This is a genomic window from Paracoccus sp. NIOT.M2S5SZ12 (assembly GCF_057748165.1).
Genome location: NZ_JBYLFR010000001.1, coordinates 1 through 17,890, shown reverse-complemented (window position 1 = coordinate 17,890; position 17,890 = coordinate 1). Strand labels below are relative to the sequence as shown.

Sequence of the window (17,890 nt, the reverse complement as noted above, 5' to 3'; positions counted from 1 at the left end):
AAGATGACCCAAGCCCTGACCCGCATTCTGGACGCCGCCCGCCGCAAGCTGCTGGAGACGGGGACCCGCAACCGGCTGATCCATGTCGATCGCGACGCTCGCCGCGCGAATGCGCTGAACATCATCCACGAGCAGAGCGACGAGGTCTGGCGCCTGCTGCGCCTGCAGGGCAGGCGGATGCGGTTCCGCGCCATGGGCACCGACCGCCCCGGCACGGAGGGTGTGCTGCTGCTGGCCGCGCCCGGCGCGCACGGCCCCTCCGACAGCCAGTTGGAGACGCCGCTCGGCCCCGAGGCGCTGGCCCGGCGGCTGCTGCGCCTTGCCCATGACGCGCGCACCGCCGAGGAGGAGCAGGGGCTGAACGTGCTCTATCTGGCGATGGGGTTCCTGCGCTGGCGCGAGGCCCCCGGATCGCAGGTCCTGCGCGAGGCGCCGCTGATCCTGCTGCCGGTGCAGCTGGTTCGCAACGACCGCAGCTCGACCTTCGAGCTGATGGCGCGCGAGGACGACATCGCCGCCAACCTGCCCCTGCAGGAGCGCCTGCGCCAAGATTTCGGCATCGCTCTGCCCGAGATCGACGAGGACGAACACTGGACCCCCGGCGACTATCTGGCCCGCGTGGCCGAGGCCGTGTCGGGCCAGGCCGACTGGCAGGTGGACCGCGACGGGATGCAGCTGGGCTTCTTCTCCTTCGCCAAGCTGCTGATGCACCGCGACCTGGACCCGGCCAGCTGGCCCGAGGGCGCATTCGAGGGGCATCCGCTGCTGGAGGGGCTGCTGTCGCAGGGATTCGCAGCCGACGCGCCGCTGTTCGGCGACCGCGACCGGCTGGACGACCGGCTGGACCCGGCGCAGATCATCCAGGTGATCGACGCCGACGCCTCGCAGACCCGCGTCATCGAGGAGGTGCGCGCCGGCGCCAGCCTGGTCGTGCAGGGCCCGCCCGGCACCGGCAAGTCGCAGACCATCACCAACATCATCGCCGCCGCCGCCCATGACGGAAAGACGGTGCTGTTCGTGGCCGAGAAGATGGCCGCGCTGAAGGTCGTCCACGACCGCCTGGCCCGCGCGGGCCTGCGCGACATCTGCCTGGAGCTGCATTCGCGCAGCGCCAACAAGAAGGCCCTGGCGCAGGAGCTGGGCCGCACGCTGATGGCGGGCGCGCAGCCGCTGCCCGCCGCGGCCGATCCCGCCCGCCTGCGCGAGACGCGCGACCGGCTGAACGCGGTCACGGCGCTGCTGCACGACCCGCTGCCCCCGTCCGGCGAGGCGCCCTTCGCCGCGCTTTCCACCATCATCGGGCTGATCGGCCAGGGTGCCCGACCGCCCGCGATCGCGCTGGACGGGCTGGAGGCCTTGGGCGCCGCCGACCGCGCCCGCGCGGCCGAGGCCGTGGCGCGGCTGGTCGCGGCGCGCGACCGCACCGGCCCGCCCGAGGACCATCCCTTCGCGGGCAGCCGCGCGCTGGACCTGCAGCCGACCGACCTGGCGCGGCTGGCGGACGACCTGCGCGCGGCGCAGGCGGCGCTGGCGGCGCTGCGCGACCGGCTGCACCCGGCCGTGGGCGCGCCCGCCACAACGCTGGATCAGGCGCAGGCACGGGCCGCGCTGCTGCGCCATCTGGCCGCGGCGCCGCCGCGGGCCGCCGATTGGGCGGCGCTGCTGTTCGACCCCGCCCGCGATCCGCGCCTGACCGAGGCGCTGGCGGCGGGCGCGGACTGGTCGCGCGCGCAGGCCGAGGCGCAGGCCCTGTTCCGGCCTGCCGCCTTCGAGACCGACCCCACGCCCCTGCGCGAGGAATTGGCGGCTGGCCTGGGCGGATTCATGGGGCGGCTGTTCGGCCCCTATCGCGCGGCCTCGGCGCGGCTGGCCAGCCTGCTTGCGGGCGCGCTGCCCGGCGATGCGGCGGGCCGGGTGGCGCTGGCCGACCGGCTGATCGCGCTGCGCCATGCACGCCAGCGACTGGCCCGCGACGAGGCCTGGCTGGCCGCGAACCTGGGTGCGGCCTTCCGCCATGAGGCCACGGACTTCGCGGCCATGGCCGATGTCGCCCGCTGGCTGGGCGGGCTGCAGGCGACGGGCGCCCTGCCCGACGGCGCGGCGGTCGCGGCGGCGCTGGCCACGGTCCCCGATCCCGCCCCCCGCGCCGCGGCGCTGGAGGACGCGCTGGCCGCCGCGCGGGCCGCGCTGGCCCCCATCCGCACGCGCCTGGCACTGGAGGAGCGGGCCGATCCCGAGGATCTGGCCGCCCTCCAGGCGCGGCTGGCGCGCATGGCAGCGGGGCTGGCGCACTATGCCGAATGGGCCGATCTGGCCCGCGCGGCGCAGGTCGCGCGCGATCTGGGCGCGGGGGCGGTCGTGGACGCGCTGGCGGCCGGCACGCTGGATCCGGCCGATGCCGCCCGCGAGTTCGCCTATGCCTGCGCCGAGGCGCGCTGGAACGCCGCCCGCCGCGCCCGGCCCGCCCTGAACGAACTGCCGCATCTGGACCGGCACGACCTGGTGGGCCTGTTCCGCCAGCTGGAGACTGAGCGGATCGAGACCACCAAGACGCTGATCCTGTCGCGCCATTTTGATCAGCTGCCCCGCGGCACCCAGGGAGAGATGGGCCTGATCCGCGGAGAGATCGCGCGGCGCCGCGCGCACCGCCCCATGCGCTGGCTGATGCGCAATGCCGGGCCGATGGTCCAGCGGATCAAGCCGGTGATGCTGATGAGCCCGCTCTCGGTCGCGCAGTTCCTGCCGCCGGGCAGCGTGACATTCGACCTGCTGGTGATCGACGAGGCCTCGCAGATCCGCCCCGAGGACGCCTTGGGCGTGATCGCCCGCGCGCGCCAGATCGTGGTGGTGGGCGATCAGAAGCAGCTGCCGCCGACCTCGTTCTTCGACCGGCTGGTCGATGACGCCGAGGATCAGGACGAGGCCGAGGAGGCCCCGCAGGGCGCCAATGTCGCCGACATGGAGAGCATCCTGTCGCTGTGCGAGGCGCGGGGCATGCGCTCGCGGATGCTGGAATGGCATTACCGGTCGCGCGATCCGTCGCTGATCCGGGTGTCGAACGCCGAATTCTATGGCGACCGGCTGGTGCTGCCGCCCTCGCCCCTGCAGCTGGACCCCGATTACGGGCTGAAGTTCCGCCCCGTGGCGGGGGCCTATGCCGCGCGCGGCAGCGGGCAGGGCCGCGCGGGCACCAACCGCATCGAGGCCGAGGCCGTGGTCGCCGCCATGGCCGACCATGCGCGCCGCTGGCCGGACCTGTCCCTGGGCGTGGTGGCCTTCTCCAAAGCGCAGGCCGACATGCTGACCGAGATCGCCGACGCCGCCCGCCGCCGCGACCCCGCGCTGGACGCGCTGCTGCGCGAGGGCCGGGCCGAGGACGTCTTCGTCAAGAACATCGAGAACGTGCAGGGCGACGAGCGCGACGTGATCCTGATCTCGGTCGGCTATGGCCCGTCCCAACCCGGCGGGCGGCTGGAGCGGATGCAGTTCGGCCCCGTCAACGGCGAAGGCGGAGAGCGGCGGCTGAACGTGCTGTTCTCGCGCGCGCGGATCCGCTGCGAGGTCTTCGCCTCGTTCGATCCGGCCGACATCGACCCCGCGCGCAGCACGCGCGAGGGGCCGCGGGTGCTGAAGCGGTTCCTGGACTTCGCCAAGTCGGGCGTGATCGACGCGCCCGCCCCCACCGGCCTTGCCCCCGACAGCCCGTTCGAGGAGGACGTGGCCCGCGTCATCCGCGATCTGGGCTATCTGGCCGATCCGCAGGTCGGAAGCCGCGGTTTCCGCATCGATCTGGGCGTGCGCCATCCCGACCGTCCGGGGCAGTATCTGGCCGCGGTCGAATGCGACGGGGCGACCTATCACGCCGCACTCTGGGCGCGCGAACGCGACCGGCTGCGCCAGGACATCCTGGAGACCCTGGGCTGGCGGTTCCACCGCATCTGGAGCACCGACTGGTTCCATCGCCGCGAGGCGGAGATCGCGCGCCTGTCTCGCGCCCTGGAGGCGGCCCGCGACGCGGCGCAGGGCGGCATCCGCCCGCGCGGCGCGAACGGCGCGCCCCCGGAACCCGACCTGCCCCCCGCGCCACAGGAGGAGGCCCCGGACCTGGCGCATCTGTCGCTGCGGGCCGAGCCCTATCGCCGCGCCGACCTGCCCCCGCAGGACGGATCCGAGCCGCATGAGCGGCCCGTGGCGCAGTTGGCCGATCTGGTCGCCGCCGTCATCGCCGTCGAAGGGCCGGTGCATCTGGACGAGGTCGCCCGCCGGATCGCCGCCGCCCATGGCAAGACCCGCACCGGCAGCCGCATCGCGGAGGCCGTGGCGCGCGCGGCGGATGTGGCCGTCGGCCGCGGCGGGGTCATCCGTCAGGGCGCCTTCCTGATGACCGGGGATCAGGCCGCCGACCCGCCGCTGCGCGACCGCAGCCAGGAGACGGGCAGCCTGCTGAAGGCCGCCTGCCTGCCGCCGGCAGAGATCCTGGCCGCCGCGCGGCGCATCCGCGCCGAAAGCGGCACCGTCCCCCCCGAGGAGATGACCCGCGCCATCGCCCGGCTGCTGGGCTTTCAGCGCGTCGGCCCCGATCTGGCCGAGGTCCTGACGGCGGCGGTGCTGGAACCCGGCTGATCGCCGGGCGCGGGCCTAGCCCTGCGCGTTCCCGTGGGCGTAAAGATCGACCGATCGGTCCAGATGCGCCTGCATCGCGGCCACGGCGCCCTCCGCGTCGCGGGCGGCGATCAGGTCGGTGATGGCCGCGTGCTCGCGCAGGGTGACCTGTTCGTTGCCCGACCAGTGCAGCAGCACGCCGTGATACTGAAACAGCCAGCGCAGCATCGCCTGGCTGGTCGCGACCAGGATCGGGTTGCCCGAAATCGCCGCGATGCGGGCGTGAAACGCCATGTCCTGGGTGACGAAGCGCGGCGCGTCGCCCAGACAGTCGCGCTGCGCCGCGATCAGGGCGCGCAGCTCGGCCACGTCCGCATCCGTCGCGGTCTGGGCGGCCATGCGCACCAGCCCGCATTCGAACATCCGCCGCGCCTGCTTCAGGTGGTCCAGCTGGTCGGGTTCCGACGACAGCAGCATCCGCGCCACGTCGTCCACCCGGCTGAGGACGCTGTCCGCGCTCAGCGCGTTCACCCGGCTGCGTTCGCCATGGCTGATGGTGATCAGGCCCATGGTGTGCAGGTGCTGCAGCGCCTCGCGCACGGCGGGGCGGCCGGTGCCGAAACGCTCCATCAGGTCGCGTTCCGAAGGCAGCGGCGCGCCGGGCGGCATCTCTCCGCTGGCGATCATGTCGCGCAGGCGATCGAACACCTGGTCGGACAGCTTGCGCCGGACGATTCGGTCGGAAGGGTCGGTCGGTTGCATCATGCCCATGATGTAGGACGCCCCGCGCCCGCCTGCAAATCCGGCGCGTCGCCCTGATCCCAGCCCCAGGGGGTCAGCCCCGCCTGCGCATGGGGCGTCAGGTTCGCGCGCAGGACGCGCCCGCCCAGATGCAGCCGCACCAGATCGCCCCCCTGCGCATCATGGACCGGCGCGCCGGCCAGCGCCGCCAGCGCGGCGACGACGCCGGCCACCGGGCGCGGACGGCCATCGGGCGCAAACAGGCCGCGCGGGCCCAGCACCTCGGCCGGGGTCCAGACCGACAGGCCCGCCGGCGCGATGGCCGCGGCCAGCCCGCAGGCCCAGGCCGCCGCAAAGCCCGTGTCCTGGCGCGGATCGTCATCGGTCATGCAGAGGCGCGCGCGCCCCGGATTGGGGATGGTGCGGCTGCCATAGGGGTTGTGGCGCATGGCGATGGTCGACGGCCCCAGCCAATAGTCCGCATCCCCCGCCAGGGCGCGCCCCGAGGTCAGGATATGCGGCACCGCCTCCAGCACCTCGACCACCGACAGGTCGTCGGCGGCATGCACGATGGGACAGAGCCCATGCGTCACGACCGCCAGCCCCGGCGGCGGCGGCTTGCGGTTCAGTTCGGGAAAGAAGCCGGCCACGCCACCGCCCACCGGATGCCCGGCAAAGGCCGTGCGCGCCGCCGCATGGACCTGCGCCAGGGGCGCGCAAGGCGGCCAGTCCGAGCCCGGCGGCGTCGATTGCCAATCGGGCCGGGCATGGACCAGCACCGTGGCCGCGCCGAGGCCCGATGCCGCCAGCGCCGCGGCATGGCGGGCGAACTCCTCCTGCGGGTCGACCCCGGGGTCGCACAGCGCCAGCAGCTCCAGATCATAGGCCGGGCCGGGCAGCGCCGCCTGCAGCGCGGCGAAACCCGCCAGGTCGCGCGCGATGTCACCCGCCGCGTTTAGATGGCACAGCAGACGCTGCGCCCCGATCGCGGCCAGGTCCTGCGGCGCGCGGGCCAGATGCGCCGCATCCGCCCCGGTCAGGGCCAGCGCCATCTGCGGAAAGCGCGGGTTCGCGACGCGGGCATCCGGGCCGGGGACCGGGGCCATGGGCGCGGCCGGGGTCCAGCGGATGGTGACGGTCTGGGTGGTCTCGCCCTCCAGGCGATAGGGCCAGGGCCGCGCCAGGGGACGGTTGTAGGTCTTGAAGGACGCATCACCCCATTGGCGCTGATCCTCCATCTCGAAGATGTCGCCGTCGAAGCGGCAATGGACGCGCCAGCCGCCCGCCTGATGGGTCAGGCCGGTGATGTCCATGAAGGGCTGCCACGGCGCGATCAGCGTGGGAAAGCGCGCCTGCTCCGAAGGGCCGTCCGCGTGATCGACCGTGACCGGCGCCCCCGCGACCCCGGTGATCGGATGCAGCAGCGTGAAGCCGGTGCGGTTCGTCAAGACCTGCCCCTCGGCCCCGATCACCGCCCGCGCGGTCAAACCGTCGGGCGTCAGATCGACCGTCAGCGCGGCGTGGACCGCGCCCGTGCCCATGTCATGCCGCGCCGTCCAGGCGATGCGCGACCCGTCCGGCCCGTCGGTCACGTGCAGGTCGTCGATACAGGGCACTACGGTGCCCCAGTCGCGGTCGCGAACCAGGAAGGACAGGCCGCGGATCGCCTCGACCCCGTCCAGATGCAGGTGGCGCAGGCGGTCGCCCTCCAGCACCAGCCGCGCGGGCCCGCAGGAGAGCGTGCGCGTCACGGCCGGACCCGGCTGCCGTCGCGGGCCGAGGCATAGGCGGCCTCGACCAGGGTCAGCGTGGCCAGGTTGTCGCGCCCCGAGGTCTCGGGCACCCGGCCCTCGCGCAGGCAGGCCACGAAGTCCTGCTGGATCAGCGCGACGCTTTCCTGGATGTTGTGCCAGGGCCGTTCGGCCCAGGGCAGCAGCGGGGGCGCGACGTCGCGGACCTGCCGGTCGCCGCCGCGGTCGATGACCAGCCGGTATCCGGCCTCCAGCCGCAGCGTGCCCTCGGTGCCGTCGATCTCGATGAGGGTCTGGGGGAAGGTCTCGTCCCGCCGCGTCGCATAGGAACAGTCCACGAGCGAGGTCACCCCGCCTGCGTGATCCATCAGGATCGTCGCCACGTCCTCGCCGCGGATCGCGGGGTTGATGCGCGCGGTGCTGGCCGACAGGCGGTCCACCTCTCCAAAGAGGGCGCGGGCGATGTCCAGGATGTGGATGCCCAGATCCTGGATGATGAAGCGGGGATCGGTTGCCAGATAGGGCTGCCCCGAGAAGACGTCATAGCCCGACCGGAAGCTGACCCGCCCGAAGAAGGGCCGCCCCACCGCGCCCTCGCGCAGCGCGGCTAGCACGGCGCGGACGGGCGACTGCCAGCGGAAGTTCTCGTGCACCATCAGGATGCGACCCGCGCGATCCATCGCGGCGACCATGGCGCGGGCATCCTCCAGCGTCTCGGCAAAGGGCTTCTGGCAGATGGCGTGCAGCCCGGCCTCGGCCGCCGCCATCACCAGCGGGCGGTGCGAGGGGACGGTCGTGGCGATGTCGACCACGTCCAGATCCGCCTCGCGCATCATCCGCGCCGCGTCGTCAAAGCGCTGCGCGATGCCGAAGCGCGCGCCCATCGCGGCCAGCCGGTCCGGGTCGCGGTCGCAGATCGCGGTGACGCAGGCCCCTTCGGCATCGGCCCAGCCCTGCATCTCGTTCACCGCAAAGAAGCCGCAGCCGATCAGTCCGACCTTGATCATGGCATCATCCACCAGCCCAGCCCCAAGGAGATGGCGGGAACATAGGTGATCGCCGCCAGCATCACCAGAACCGTGGCGATGGGCCAGACCAGCGACCGGAACAGCGCCTGCACCGGAACCTTCGCCACGGCGGCCGCGGCAAAAAGGTTCACCCCCAAAGGCGGCGTGATCATGCCCAAGGCCAGGTTCACCACGATGACGATGCCGAAATGCACCGGGTCGATGCCGAAGCTGATCGCCACCGGCGTCAGGATCGGGGCCAGCACCAGGATCGCGGCGCTGGTCTCGATGAACATGCCCACGACCAGCAGCAGCAGGTTGACGCCCAGAAGGAAGGTCAGCGCGCTGCCGAAATTCTCCTGGGCCCAGGTGCCGACGGCGCCGGGCAGGCCCGACAGGCTGATCAGGAAGCTGAACAGCGCCGCCGCCGAGATGATCAGCATGACCGCCCCGGACGACACCGCCGCCGCGCGGAAGATGCCCGGCAGGTCCGACCAGGACAGCTCGCGATAGACGAAGATCGACAGGATCAGCGCATAGATGACCGACACGGCGGCGGCCTCGGTGGGCGTGAAGACGCCGCCATAGATGCCGCCCACGATGATGATCGGCATCATCAGCGCCCCGAAGGCGCGGCGCGCGGCGGGCAGGATGGCCTGGCGTCCCTCGCCGTCCCGCTTGCCGTGGCCCTTCACGCGGCACCAGATCTGGACCATCACGACCAGCGCGGCGGCGATCATCAGCCCCGGCACCATGCCCGCCAGGAACAGCCGGGTGATCGAGGTCTCGGTCGAGACCGCATAGAGGATCATCGGCACCGAGGGCGGGATGATCACGCCCAGCTCGGCGGAGGATGCCTGGATCGCGCCCGCCATGCCCACGGGATAGCCGTGGCGCAGCATCGCCGGGATCAGGATGGAGCCGACCGCGAAGGTCGTGGCCACCGACGAGCCCGAGATGGCCGCGAACAGCATGCAGGTCAGCACGCAGCTGCTGGCCAGCCCGCCCTGGATGTTGCCGACCATGGATTTCACCAGATCGACCAGCCGGGCCGAGATGCCGCCCTGGGTCATGATCGCGCCCGCCAAGATGAAGAACGGCACCGCCATCAGCGGAAAGCTGTCCAGCCCGGTGAACATCTTCTGCGGCACGACCAGCAGCGGCAGGTTGGAAAAGAAGTGGATCGCGATGATCGAGGCCAGCGCGATGGACACCGCCACCGGCACGGACAGCGCGAAGAGGCCCACCAGGCCTGCGGCAAGAGCGGTGTTCACGGGCGTTCCCTTTCCTGTTCGACATGGCGCAGCAGCACGCCCGGAATGGCCATCAGCGCGCCCAAGGGGATCGCCGCATAGAACCAGCTCATCGAGGTGCCCAGCATCGCCACCCGCTGCGCCTGCACCCGCAGCGTCATGGACCAGCCCTGCCAGACCAGCACCGCCAGCAGGATCAGCGTCAGCAGCGTGACCAGCCGGATCACCCAGATCTGCGCGGGGCCGGGCAGCAGCCCGCGGATGAAGTCGATGGGGATCATCGCGCCAAGGCGAAAGCCCGCCGCCGCGACCAGGAGCGTGGACCAGATGATCAGCCCGCGGGCCAGGATCTCGGACCAGCCCGCGGCATGGCCCAGGCCGAAGCGCGTGACGACCTGGAAGAAGACCAGCCCCGTCGCCACCGCCAGCAGCAGCGCGGCCAGGTTGTGGGTCAGCCGGACGACGCCCTCGGCCAAGGCTTCGACATGTCTCATGATGGTGTCCCCGTTCGCGGGACGGGGCCGCGGACGGCCCCGCCGGACGCGCTATTCCTGCGCCGCGCGGATGCGCGCGATCAGCTCGGGCGCATAGCGGTCGGCGAACTCGTCATAGGCGGGCTGGACCGCGGCGGCGAAGGCGGCCTTGTCGATGCCGTCGATCACCTCCATCCCGTTCTCGCGCATCAGGGCGATGCCCGATTCCTCGTTCGCGGCGACGGTCTGGCGCGATGCGGCGGCGGCGGCCTGGGCGGCCTCCACGAACCAGCCCTGCTGCTCCTCAGTCAGGCCGTCCCAGTGGATGGCGGACATGGCCACCACGGCGGGCGAATAGACATGGCCCGTCAGGGTGATGTTGTCCTGGATCTCCCACATGTTGTTGGCGGTCACGATGGGAATGGGGTTCTCCTGCCCGTCGATGGTGCCCTGCTGCAGCGAGGTCAGCACCTCGGTCCAGCTCATCGGCGTGGGGGCGGCCCCGGCGGCGCGGAAGGCGGCGATATGGACCTCGTTCTCCATCGTGCGCAGCTTCAGCCCGGCCAGGTCGGCCGGCTCGCGGATCGGACGGACCGAGTTGGTGATGTGGCGGAACCCGTTCTCGGCCCAGGCCAGGCCCACGATGCCGTGCGGCTGGAAGCTGGCCAGCAGCTCCTGTCCGATCTCTCCGTCCAGGACCGCGTGGGCGCTGGCGTAGTCGTCGAACAGGAACGGGAAATCCAGCGCATAGACCTCGGGGACGAAGTTGCCGATGGGTCCGGTCGAGGAGATCGTCAGCTCGACCGTGCCGATCTGCATCCCCTCGATCACGTCCCGTTCGCCGCCCAAGGCGCCCGCCGGGCGCAGCGCGATCTCGAAGGCACCGCCCGAGCGTTCCGCGATGGTCTCGGCAAAGGCGCGGGCTGCGTCGCCGTAATGGCTGTCGGCGGGCGGGGTGAAGGCCAGGTTCATCACCTTTGCCTGGGCCAGCGCCGGTCCCGCGCCCAGCAGCATGGCCAGCATCGACGCGGCGGTCATCATCTTGGTCATCGAAGGTCTCCTCCCTTGTGTTGGTGATCGCGGCGGACGCTCCCCCGTCCGCCGCGCGATGTCAGGTGATGCGGTGGATGCTGGCCTCGACCTCGTCCCAGTCGAAGACCCGCTTCCAGTCGTCGCGCATCAGCATCGGCTTGCCGAACTCGATCGCCTTGTTGCAGGCGTCCGAGAACGCGCCCTCGCGTTCGTTGAACAGCACCGCGCCCAGGATGTTCATGTGGCCCAGCAGGAAGTCGCGGGCGCAGTCGTGGCTGACGCCGCTGCGCGCCACGCATTCGTCCAGCGCCTCGCGCATCACCGCCAGCAGCGAGGCGCAGACCGTCTCGGACAGGCCCGGCTCCAGCATGGCCATCTGCCTGACGGTCACCTCATAGGTGCGGGCGACGGGGGCATAGATCGCGCGGGCGATGCTGTCGCCCAGGGCATAGTGCTCGCGCGGGCCCTGCATCAGCGCGTTGACCACGCCCTGCTTGGCGGCGACGCCGCCGAAATGGTCGGCCCGGCCCTCGGGCGTGTCCTCGTCGTTCCAGATCGGCGGATGGCAGGGATGGGTCACGAAATAGGTGATGTCGGCCCGCTCGGGCAGATGGCCCGCAAAGGGCGCAGCCGCGTCCAGCACCACGACCATCGTGCCCGGCGCCAGCTGCGGCACGACCGCGCCGGCAACCGTGCCGATCACCGTGTCCGGCACCGCCAGGATCACCACCTCGGCGCCCGGCAGCGCTGCCTCCTGCGGGACGCAGTCCAGCCCCGTCTCGGCCTTCAGCCGGGCCTGTCCGGCGGGGCTGACCTCGACATGGGCCACCTCGAAATCGGTCCGGGCCAGGTTCGTCGCCAGACGCACCCCCATCTTACCGCCCGCCCCCAGCAGCGCCACCTTGGTCATCTCGGTCTCCTCCGGCCTTCGGGAATCACTTGCCTAACTGGTATGATGAGGTGATAATTATTCCGTTACGTCAAGTGGGGATGCGAATGACCGATCTGCGGCTGGCCTGGCTGGGCGACGACTTCACCGGCGCCGCCGCGGTGATGGAGGTGCTGACCTTCGCGGGCCTGCCATCGGTCCTGTTCACCGAACCGCCCACCGCGGCGCTCATGGCGCGCTTCGCGGATTGCGCGGCGGTGGGGCTGGCCACGACCGCCCGCTCGCAGGGTCCGGCCTGGATGGCCGAACACCTGCCGCCGCTGTTCGCCGCGCTGGAGGCGCTGCGGCCCGCCATCCTTCATTACAAGATCTGCTCGACCTTCGATTCGGCGCCGCATCTGGGCTCGATCGGCGCGGCCATCGCAGCGGGCCTGTCGGTGCGCCCGTCCCGGGCCGTGCCCCTGCTGACCGCCGCCCCCGCAATGCGCCGCTATCAGGCCTTCGGGAATCTTTTCGCGGGCAGCCCGCAGGGGGTGTTCCGGCTGGACCGGCACCCGGTCATGGCGCACCACCCCGCGACGCCCATGGCCGAAGCCGACCTTCTGGCCCATCTGTCGGCGCAGACCGACCTGCCCGGCGCGCTGATCGACCTGGAGGCGCTGGCAGCCAACCCGCAGGCCCGGATGGAGGAGGCACTGGCCCAGGGCGCGCGCATCCTCTCCATCGACAGCATGGACCCGGCATCCGAGGCCGCGGCGGGCGCGCTGATCTGGCGGAACCGCGCGCGGATGGGCTTCGTCGCGGGCAGCCAGGGGGTTGAATATGCGCTGGTGCGGCACTGGCGGCAGACGGGGGAGCTGCTCGCGCCGCCGCCGCCCGCCTCGGCCGGGCGCGTCGCGCGGATCGCGGCGGTGTCGGGGTCGGTCTCGCCGGTGACGGCGGCGCAGCTGGACTGGGCCGGGCGGCACGGCTTTGCGCGGCTGTCCTTCGACGCGCGCGCCGCCTGCGGGTCCGAGGGCGATCTGGCGGCCGAGGTCGCGCGGCTGACCACCGCCGCCTTGCGCGCCGCAAGTGACGGCGCCAGCCCGCTGATCCATTCAGCGGCGGGCCATGACGGCGCGCAGGTCGGCGCGTTCCGCAGCGCGCTGTCGGCCTCGGGCATGGCGCCCGAGACCGCCGCCCGGCGCATCGGAGAGGGGCTGGGCCGCATCCTGGACGGGGTGCTGCGCGGGTCCGGCATCCGCCGCGCGGTGATCTCGGGGGGCGACACCTCGGGCCACGCGATGCGGCAGCTGGGCCTGACGGCCCTGACCGCGCTGGCCCCCACCATCCCCGGCGCGGCCCTGTGCCGGGCGCATGGGGAAGGCCCGCATGACGGGCTGGAGATCGCGTTGAAGGGCGGGCAGATGGGCTCGACCGACTATTTCGGCTGGATCCGCGACGGCGGCGGCCCCCGACATCAGGAGCAGCCATGATCCGCGTCACCTATCTGCTGGAGACCCCGGGCGACCCGCGCGCCATGGCCGAGAAGATCGCGGCCGACCAGTCCACCGGCACCTTCACCGACCTGCCCGGAGAGACCGACGCCCTGCGCGCCCGCCACGCAGCCCGGGTCGAGGAGGTGACGATGCTGGAGCCCATGCCCCATCCGTCCCTGCCCGAAGGGGCGGGGCCGGTGCGGCGCGCCCGTGCGACCATCGCCTTTTCGCCCGACAGCATCGGCGGCGACATCGCGGCGCTGCTGACGGTGACGACGGGGGGCCTCTTCGCGGCGCGGGGCCTGACCGGGATGCGTGTGCTGGATTTCGACCTGACACCCGATTTCTCCGCCCATCCGGGGCCGCAATTCGGCATCGAAGGGTCCCGCCGCCTGACCGGGGTCGCAGAGGGGCCGATCATCGCGTCGATCATCAAGCCCTCGCTTGGCCTGACCCCCGACCAGACGGCCGAGGTCGTGCGGACGCTGTGCGAGGCCGGGGTCGATTTCATCAAGGACGACGAAAAGATGATGTCGCCCGCCTATTCCCCCTTCGAGGCGCGGGTCGATGCCGTCATGGCGGTGATCCGCGATCACGAACAGCGGACGGGCAAGCCGGTGATGTATGCCTTCGGCCTGTCATCGGCGGACCCGGACGTGATGATGCGCCGCCACGATCACGTCGTGGCACGGGGCGGCAATGCAGCGGTGGTGAACATCAATTCGATCGGGCCGGGAGCGATGGCCTTCCTGCGGCGGCGGTCGGCGCTGTGCCTGCACGCGCATCGCAACGGGTGGGACCTGCTGACGCGCCATCCGGGCCTGGGCTTTGACTTTCGCGCCTGGCAGAAGATCTGGCGCCTGCTGGGCGTCGATCAGTTCCAGATCAACGGCATCGGCGCGAAATACTGGGAGGGCGACGACAGCTTCGTGCGATCGTTCGCGGACGTCACGACGCCGATCTTCTCGGAGGCGGACCGGGCGCTGCCGGTGGTCTGTTCGGGACAATGGGGCGGCCAGGCCTTCGACACCTGGGCGCGCACGGGCGGCACGCTGGACCTGATGTATCTGGGCGGCGGCGGCATCCACGGCCATCCGAACGGGCCGGCCGCGGGCGTGCGTGCCATCCGCCATGCCTGGGCCGCGGCCGCCGCGGGCCTGACGCCGGCCCAGGCCATGGCCGAATGTCCCGACCTGGCGGCCAGCTTTGCCCGATGGGGCACGGGCTGAGCGCCCGCGCCGCGCTCAGCGGCCCTTGGCGGGCGTGCCGGGCAGGTCGATGTTGATCTCCAGGCTGGACATCTTGTCGCCGCGCTCCATGCGGACATCGACGTCGTCATCGCCGATGGGAACGTACTTGCGGATCGCGGCGACGATGTCGCGCTGCAGCATCGGCAGATAGTCGGCCTCGGCCGAGCCTCCGCCGCTGCGCTCATGCGCCAGCAGGATCTGCAGCCGGTCCTTGGCGGTCTGCGCGCTCTTGGGCGGGGCCTTGCGGCGGACGAAATCGAACAGGCTCATGACGCGCGACCGAACAGACGCTTCAGGATGCCCGGACGCGGCTCTCCGGGGATGCGCATCTCGACCGTCTCGCCGGTCAGGCGCGCGACCGCGTCCTCATAGGCGCTGGCCGCCGCGGACGGGCCGTCCAGCGTCACCGGCGTGCCCACGTTCGACGCCTTGAGGATCGCCTTGCTCTCGGGGACGACGCCCAGCAGCGGCACGGCCAGGATCTCCAGCACGTCCTCCACGGTCATCATCTCGCCCTTCTCGACGCGCTCCTGGTCGAAGCGGGTGATCAGGACCTGCGCCTTGATCGGCTCGGCGCCGGGGGTCTCGGCGCGCTTGGTCTGGCTGCTCAGCAGGCCCAGCACCCGGTCGCTGTCGCGCACGGACGACACTTCGGGGTTGGTCACGACCACGGCCTCGTCGGCGAAATGCATCGCCATCTGGGCGCCGTGCTCGATGCCCGCGGGACTGTCGCAGATGATGTAGTCGAACTCGGTCTTCAGCTCGGTCAGGACCGTCTCGACGCCCGCCTTGGTCAGGGCGTCCTTGTCGCGGGTCTGCGAGGTCGGCAGGATCGACAGCGTCTCGACCCGCTTGTCCTTGATCAGCGCCTGCTTCAGCCGGGCGTCGCCCTGGATGACGTTGATGAAGTCGAACACCACCCGGCGCTCGCAGCCCATGGTCATGTCCAGGTTGCGCAGGCCCACGTCGAAATCGATGACCACGGTGCGGAAGCCCTTCTTGGCCAGCGCGGCAGAGATCGCCGCCGAGGAGGTCGTCTTGCCCACGCCGCCCTTGCCGGACGTGATCACGATGACCCGTCCCAAGGGGGGATTGGTCTTGGCTTCGGTCGTCATGCGATCACCTCCATGCAGAGTTTTTCATCTTTGAGATAGATATGCGCCGCCCGGTCCAGCGCAGCCGGGTCCAGCGTCTCGCTGGTCTGATAGAGACCCGCGATGGCCACCAACTCGGCGCTGAGCGTCTGGCAGAAGATGCGCGCCGTCTCGTCGCCGTGACAGCCCGCCAGCGCCCGGCCGCGCAGCGTGCCATAGACGTGGATGCTGCCCGCAGCGACCAGTTCGGCCCCAGAGGCGACCGATCCGATGATCGTCAGGTCCCCTTGCTCGGCCACGACGCGCTGGCCCGAGCGCACGGGCGCTTGGACGATCCGGTTCTGCGGCGGGGGCGCGACGTCGGCGGGCTGGGCGGCCGGGGCGCGCGCGGGGTCTGCGGGCCGCGGCAGCGGCGCGTCGCGGCCGGTGGTGACCGGGATGAGACCCAAGCCCTGCAGCAGCGCCTCGTCCATGTCGCCGGCATTCTGGACGCCGAAAACCCGCAGGTCGCGCCGGCGCAGGTCCTCGACCAGGCCCGACAGCGCCTGCACGTCGCGCAGGGCCGGAGCCTGGGCCAAGTCCAGCACCATCGGCGCGCCCGAAAAGAATTGCGGCGTGCGGCGCAGCTGGTCGTCCAGCTGGGCGTGGAACGTCTCTCCGATCCCGTCGATGTCGATGCGCAGGACCAGGGCGGTCAGGAAACGGCCCCGCACCTGAAAGGCGGCCGTGGCGGCCGGCGCAGGATCGCGCCGGTTCCGGGCGTATCGGTCTGACACCTCGCGACTGTGCTCCTGCTCTCGAGGGGGTCGCGATTCGATGCCGCGCCGCCGCTGTTGTTCCCTTCCCTCTGTCACGAACGCGCGTCCAAGGGAAGAAACAGCGTGATAGGCCAGCGCGAACCTGCCGGCAAGGCGGACCCGCCCCCATCTGCGGGGCGGGTCCGCGCCGGTTGGGTCAGAGCCGCGACTGCTGCTGCAGGGTGCGGACCTGTTCGGCGGTCAGATAGCGACTTTCGGTCAGTCCGTTGTCGCCCTGCCAGCGCGCGATGGCGCTGCGCGTGGCGGCACCGAAGACGCCGTCGGCGCTGCCGCGCAGATAGCCCAGGTTGATCAGGCGGCGCTGGACGGCCACGCGCTCGTCCCGGGTCAGGCCCAGCAGCGCCTCGTCCAGCTCGGCGGCACGGTTCTGGGTGGGCGCGGGCGTGCGGTCGCCGCCGGCATTGCGCAGCGTGCGGACCTGCGCTTCGGTGACATAGCCGGTGACGCGCGCGCCGCTGTCGCGCTGCCAGCTGCGGATCGCCTCGCGCGTGCCGCTGCCGAACAGCCCGTCCGCGCCCCGCGGATCATAGCCGAGGGCGATCAGGTCGCGCTGGATCTGCACCCGCTGGCTGCGGGTCAGACGCAGGTTCAGCTCCGCCTGCGCGGCCGAGGTCGCGCCGTCGCTCGTGGCCGGGGTGGTCGCGGGGGTATCGGCGCTGGTCAGCAGCTGCCGGACCTGGTTCGCGTTCAGATAGCCGCGTCCCGGCAGGTCGCGGGCGTCCTGCCACGCGGCGATGGCGCTGCGCGTGCCCGACCCGAAATCGCCGTCGATCCCCGAGCGGTAGAAGCCCAGGGAGGCCAGCCGCCGCTGGATCGCCATGCGGTCGCTGCGCGACAGGCCCAGCTGCGCCTCGGCCCGCGCGGCCGCGCTGTCGGCCACGACGGGGGCCGTCCCCTGGTTACCCTGGCCCGCCTGCCCGTTCAGGCGCTGGCGCGCCTCGCGGGCGAATTGCCCGTTCGGATAGGCATCCAGATACTGGCGATAGGCCGCGGCCGAGCCGTTCTCGACGACCCCCTGCCACAGCGAGGTCTCCTGCGCGGCCTGCTGCTGTTCCAGCAGCGTCCGCGCGATGGTCCCGACCACATCCCCCAGTTCGGAATTGGCCATCGCCGGTCCGGTCAGGGCCATCGTGCCCGCGACCATCGTCGAAATGCAAAAGCGTCGCATCGTTCTGTCCTTTCTGCGCGTGACGGATCGTCCTGCTTGGCATCCGGGCATTCATGCCCGACAGAACGTCCCGTCGGACGATACGATCCAGGGTGTTAGCCAAAATTCCGCCCGAGGTCCCGAGGAACCGTGCGGATAAAGCAGATGTGTGAGTTGGGTCGTTCTTCCGTTTGCAAGAGATCCGCTGACGTTTCCCCACCTTTCATCCGGCATGAGCGCGCCTGCGGGTTTGAGTTTGGGCGGGTTGGGCAACGGGGTGTGGCGCGGAGCTTTGCGGGTTGGGCAGCGTCAGGCCCCGGTACGGGGTGAAGGTCCGGACGAACGCGGCAGGCGT

The 17,890-nt window shown here is 71.6% G+C and carries 14 protein-coding genes; 3 read left to right on the top strand and 11 right to left on the bottom strand.

Annotation, left to right across the window (positions count from 1 at the left end):
- Nucleotides 1-3: 3 nt before the first annotated feature.
- Nucleotides 4-4,623: a DUF3320 domain-containing protein gene (locus tag AC2SGK_RS00070; protein WP_488321577.1), complete on the top strand. Its 4,620-nt coding sequence runs from the start codon at nucleotides 4-6 to the stop codon at nucleotides 4,621-4,623.
- A gap of 15 nt (nucleotides 4,624-4,638) precedes the next feature.
- Here AC2SGK_RS00070 and AC2SGK_RS00065 read toward each other — a convergent pair whose 3' ends face one another.
- The 7 genes from AC2SGK_RS00065 to AC2SGK_RS00035 form a co-directional block, all read right to left on the bottom strand.
- Nucleotides 4,639-5,367, bottom strand: coding sequence for a transcriptional regulator NanR (locus tag AC2SGK_RS00065; RefSeq protein WP_488321576.1), 729 nt, complete (start codon nucleotides 5,365-5,367; stop codon nucleotides 4,639-4,641).
- Nucleotides 5,364-7,094: a D-apionate lactonase family protein gene (locus AC2SGK_RS00060; protein ID WP_488321575.1), complete on the bottom strand. Its 1,731-nt coding sequence runs from the start codon at nucleotides 7,092-7,094 to the stop codon at nucleotides 5,364-5,366. The genes AC2SGK_RS00065 and AC2SGK_RS00060 overlap by 4 nt, the downstream gene beginning before the upstream one ends.
- Nucleotides 7,091-8,101, bottom strand: a complete 1,011-nt coding sequence (locus tag AC2SGK_RS00055; protein ID WP_488321574.1) for a Gfo/Idh/MocA family protein — start codon at nucleotides 8,099-8,101, stop codon at nucleotides 7,091-7,093. The genes AC2SGK_RS00060 and AC2SGK_RS00055 overlap by 4 nt, the downstream gene beginning before the upstream one ends.
- On the bottom strand, nucleotides 8,098-9,375 hold the full coding sequence (locus AC2SGK_RS00050) for a TRAP transporter large permease (RefSeq protein WP_488321573.1): 1,278 nt from the start codon (nucleotides 9,373-9,375) through the stop codon (nucleotides 8,098-8,100). Before AC2SGK_RS00050 ends, AC2SGK_RS00055 begins: the two co-directional genes overlap by 4 nt.
- Nucleotides 9,372-9,848, bottom strand: a complete 477-nt coding sequence (locus tag AC2SGK_RS00045; protein WP_488321572.1) for a TRAP transporter small permease — start codon at nucleotides 9,846-9,848, stop codon at nucleotides 9,372-9,374. Before AC2SGK_RS00045 ends, AC2SGK_RS00050 begins: the two co-directional genes overlap by 4 nt.
- Before the next feature lie 51 nt (nucleotides 9,849-9,899).
- Nucleotides 9,900-10,877 (bottom strand): TRAP transporter substrate-binding protein, encoded by a 978-nt coding sequence (locus AC2SGK_RS00040; RefSeq protein WP_488321571.1) that lies wholly within the window; start codon nucleotides 10,875-10,877, stop codon nucleotides 9,900-9,902.
- A gap of 61 nt (nucleotides 10,878-10,938) precedes the next feature.
- Nucleotides 10,939-11,769 carry a phosphogluconate dehydrogenase C-terminal domain-containing protein gene (locus AC2SGK_RS00035; RefSeq protein ID WP_488321570.1) on the bottom strand — a complete coding sequence of 277 codons (831 nt, stop codon included), beginning with the start codon at nucleotides 11,767-11,769 and terminating at the stop codon, nucleotides 10,939-10,941.
- A gap of 86 nt (nucleotides 11,770-11,855) precedes the next feature.
- Between AC2SGK_RS00035 and AC2SGK_RS00030 the strand changes: the two genes are divergently transcribed.
- Nucleotides 11,856-13,223 (top strand): four-carbon acid sugar kinase family protein, encoded by a 1,368-nt coding sequence (locus AC2SGK_RS00030; protein WP_488321569.1) that lies wholly within the window; start codon nucleotides 11,856-11,858, stop codon nucleotides 13,221-13,223.
- A complete protein-coding gene (oiaX, locus tag AC2SGK_RS00025; protein WP_488321568.1) occupies nucleotides 13,220-14,455 on the top strand; it encodes a 3-oxo-isoapionate-4-phosphate decarboxylase OiaX in 1,236 nt (411 codons plus the stop codon). The genes AC2SGK_RS00030 and oiaX overlap by 4 nt, the downstream gene beginning before the upstream one ends.
- 15 nt (nucleotides 14,456-14,470) lie before the next feature.
- Here oiaX and minE read toward each other — a convergent pair whose 3' ends face one another.
- The 4 genes from minE to AC2SGK_RS00005 all read right to left on the bottom strand — a co-directional run bounded on the left by minE (nucleotide 14,471) and on the right by AC2SGK_RS00005 (nucleotide 17,556).
- Nucleotides 14,471-14,746, bottom strand: a complete 276-nt coding sequence (minE, locus tag AC2SGK_RS00020) for a cell division topological specificity factor MinE (RefSeq protein ID WP_411838244.1) — start codon at nucleotides 14,744-14,746, stop codon at nucleotides 14,471-14,473.
- The gene (gene minD, locus AC2SGK_RS00015) at nucleotides 14,743-15,591 is read right to left on the bottom strand and encodes a septum site-determining protein MinD (protein WP_488321567.1); all 849 of its coding nucleotides are present in this window, start codon (nucleotides 15,589-15,591) and stop codon (nucleotides 14,743-14,745) included. Before minD ends, minE begins: the two co-directional genes overlap by 4 nt.
- Nucleotides 15,588-16,283 carry a septum site-determining protein MinC gene (minC, locus tag AC2SGK_RS00010; RefSeq protein WP_488321566.1) on the bottom strand — a complete coding sequence of 232 codons (696 nt, stop codon included), beginning with the start codon at nucleotides 16,281-16,283 and terminating at the stop codon, nucleotides 15,588-15,590. The genes minD and minC overlap by 4 nt, the downstream gene beginning before the upstream one ends.
- A 241-nt stretch (nucleotides 16,284-16,524) precedes the next feature.
- Nucleotides 16,525-17,556: a peptidoglycan-binding domain-containing protein gene (locus AC2SGK_RS00005; RefSeq protein ID WP_488321565.1), complete on the bottom strand. Its 1,032-nt coding sequence runs from the start codon at nucleotides 17,554-17,556 to the stop codon at nucleotides 16,525-16,527.
- Nucleotides 17,557-17,890 lie beyond the last annotated feature (334 nt).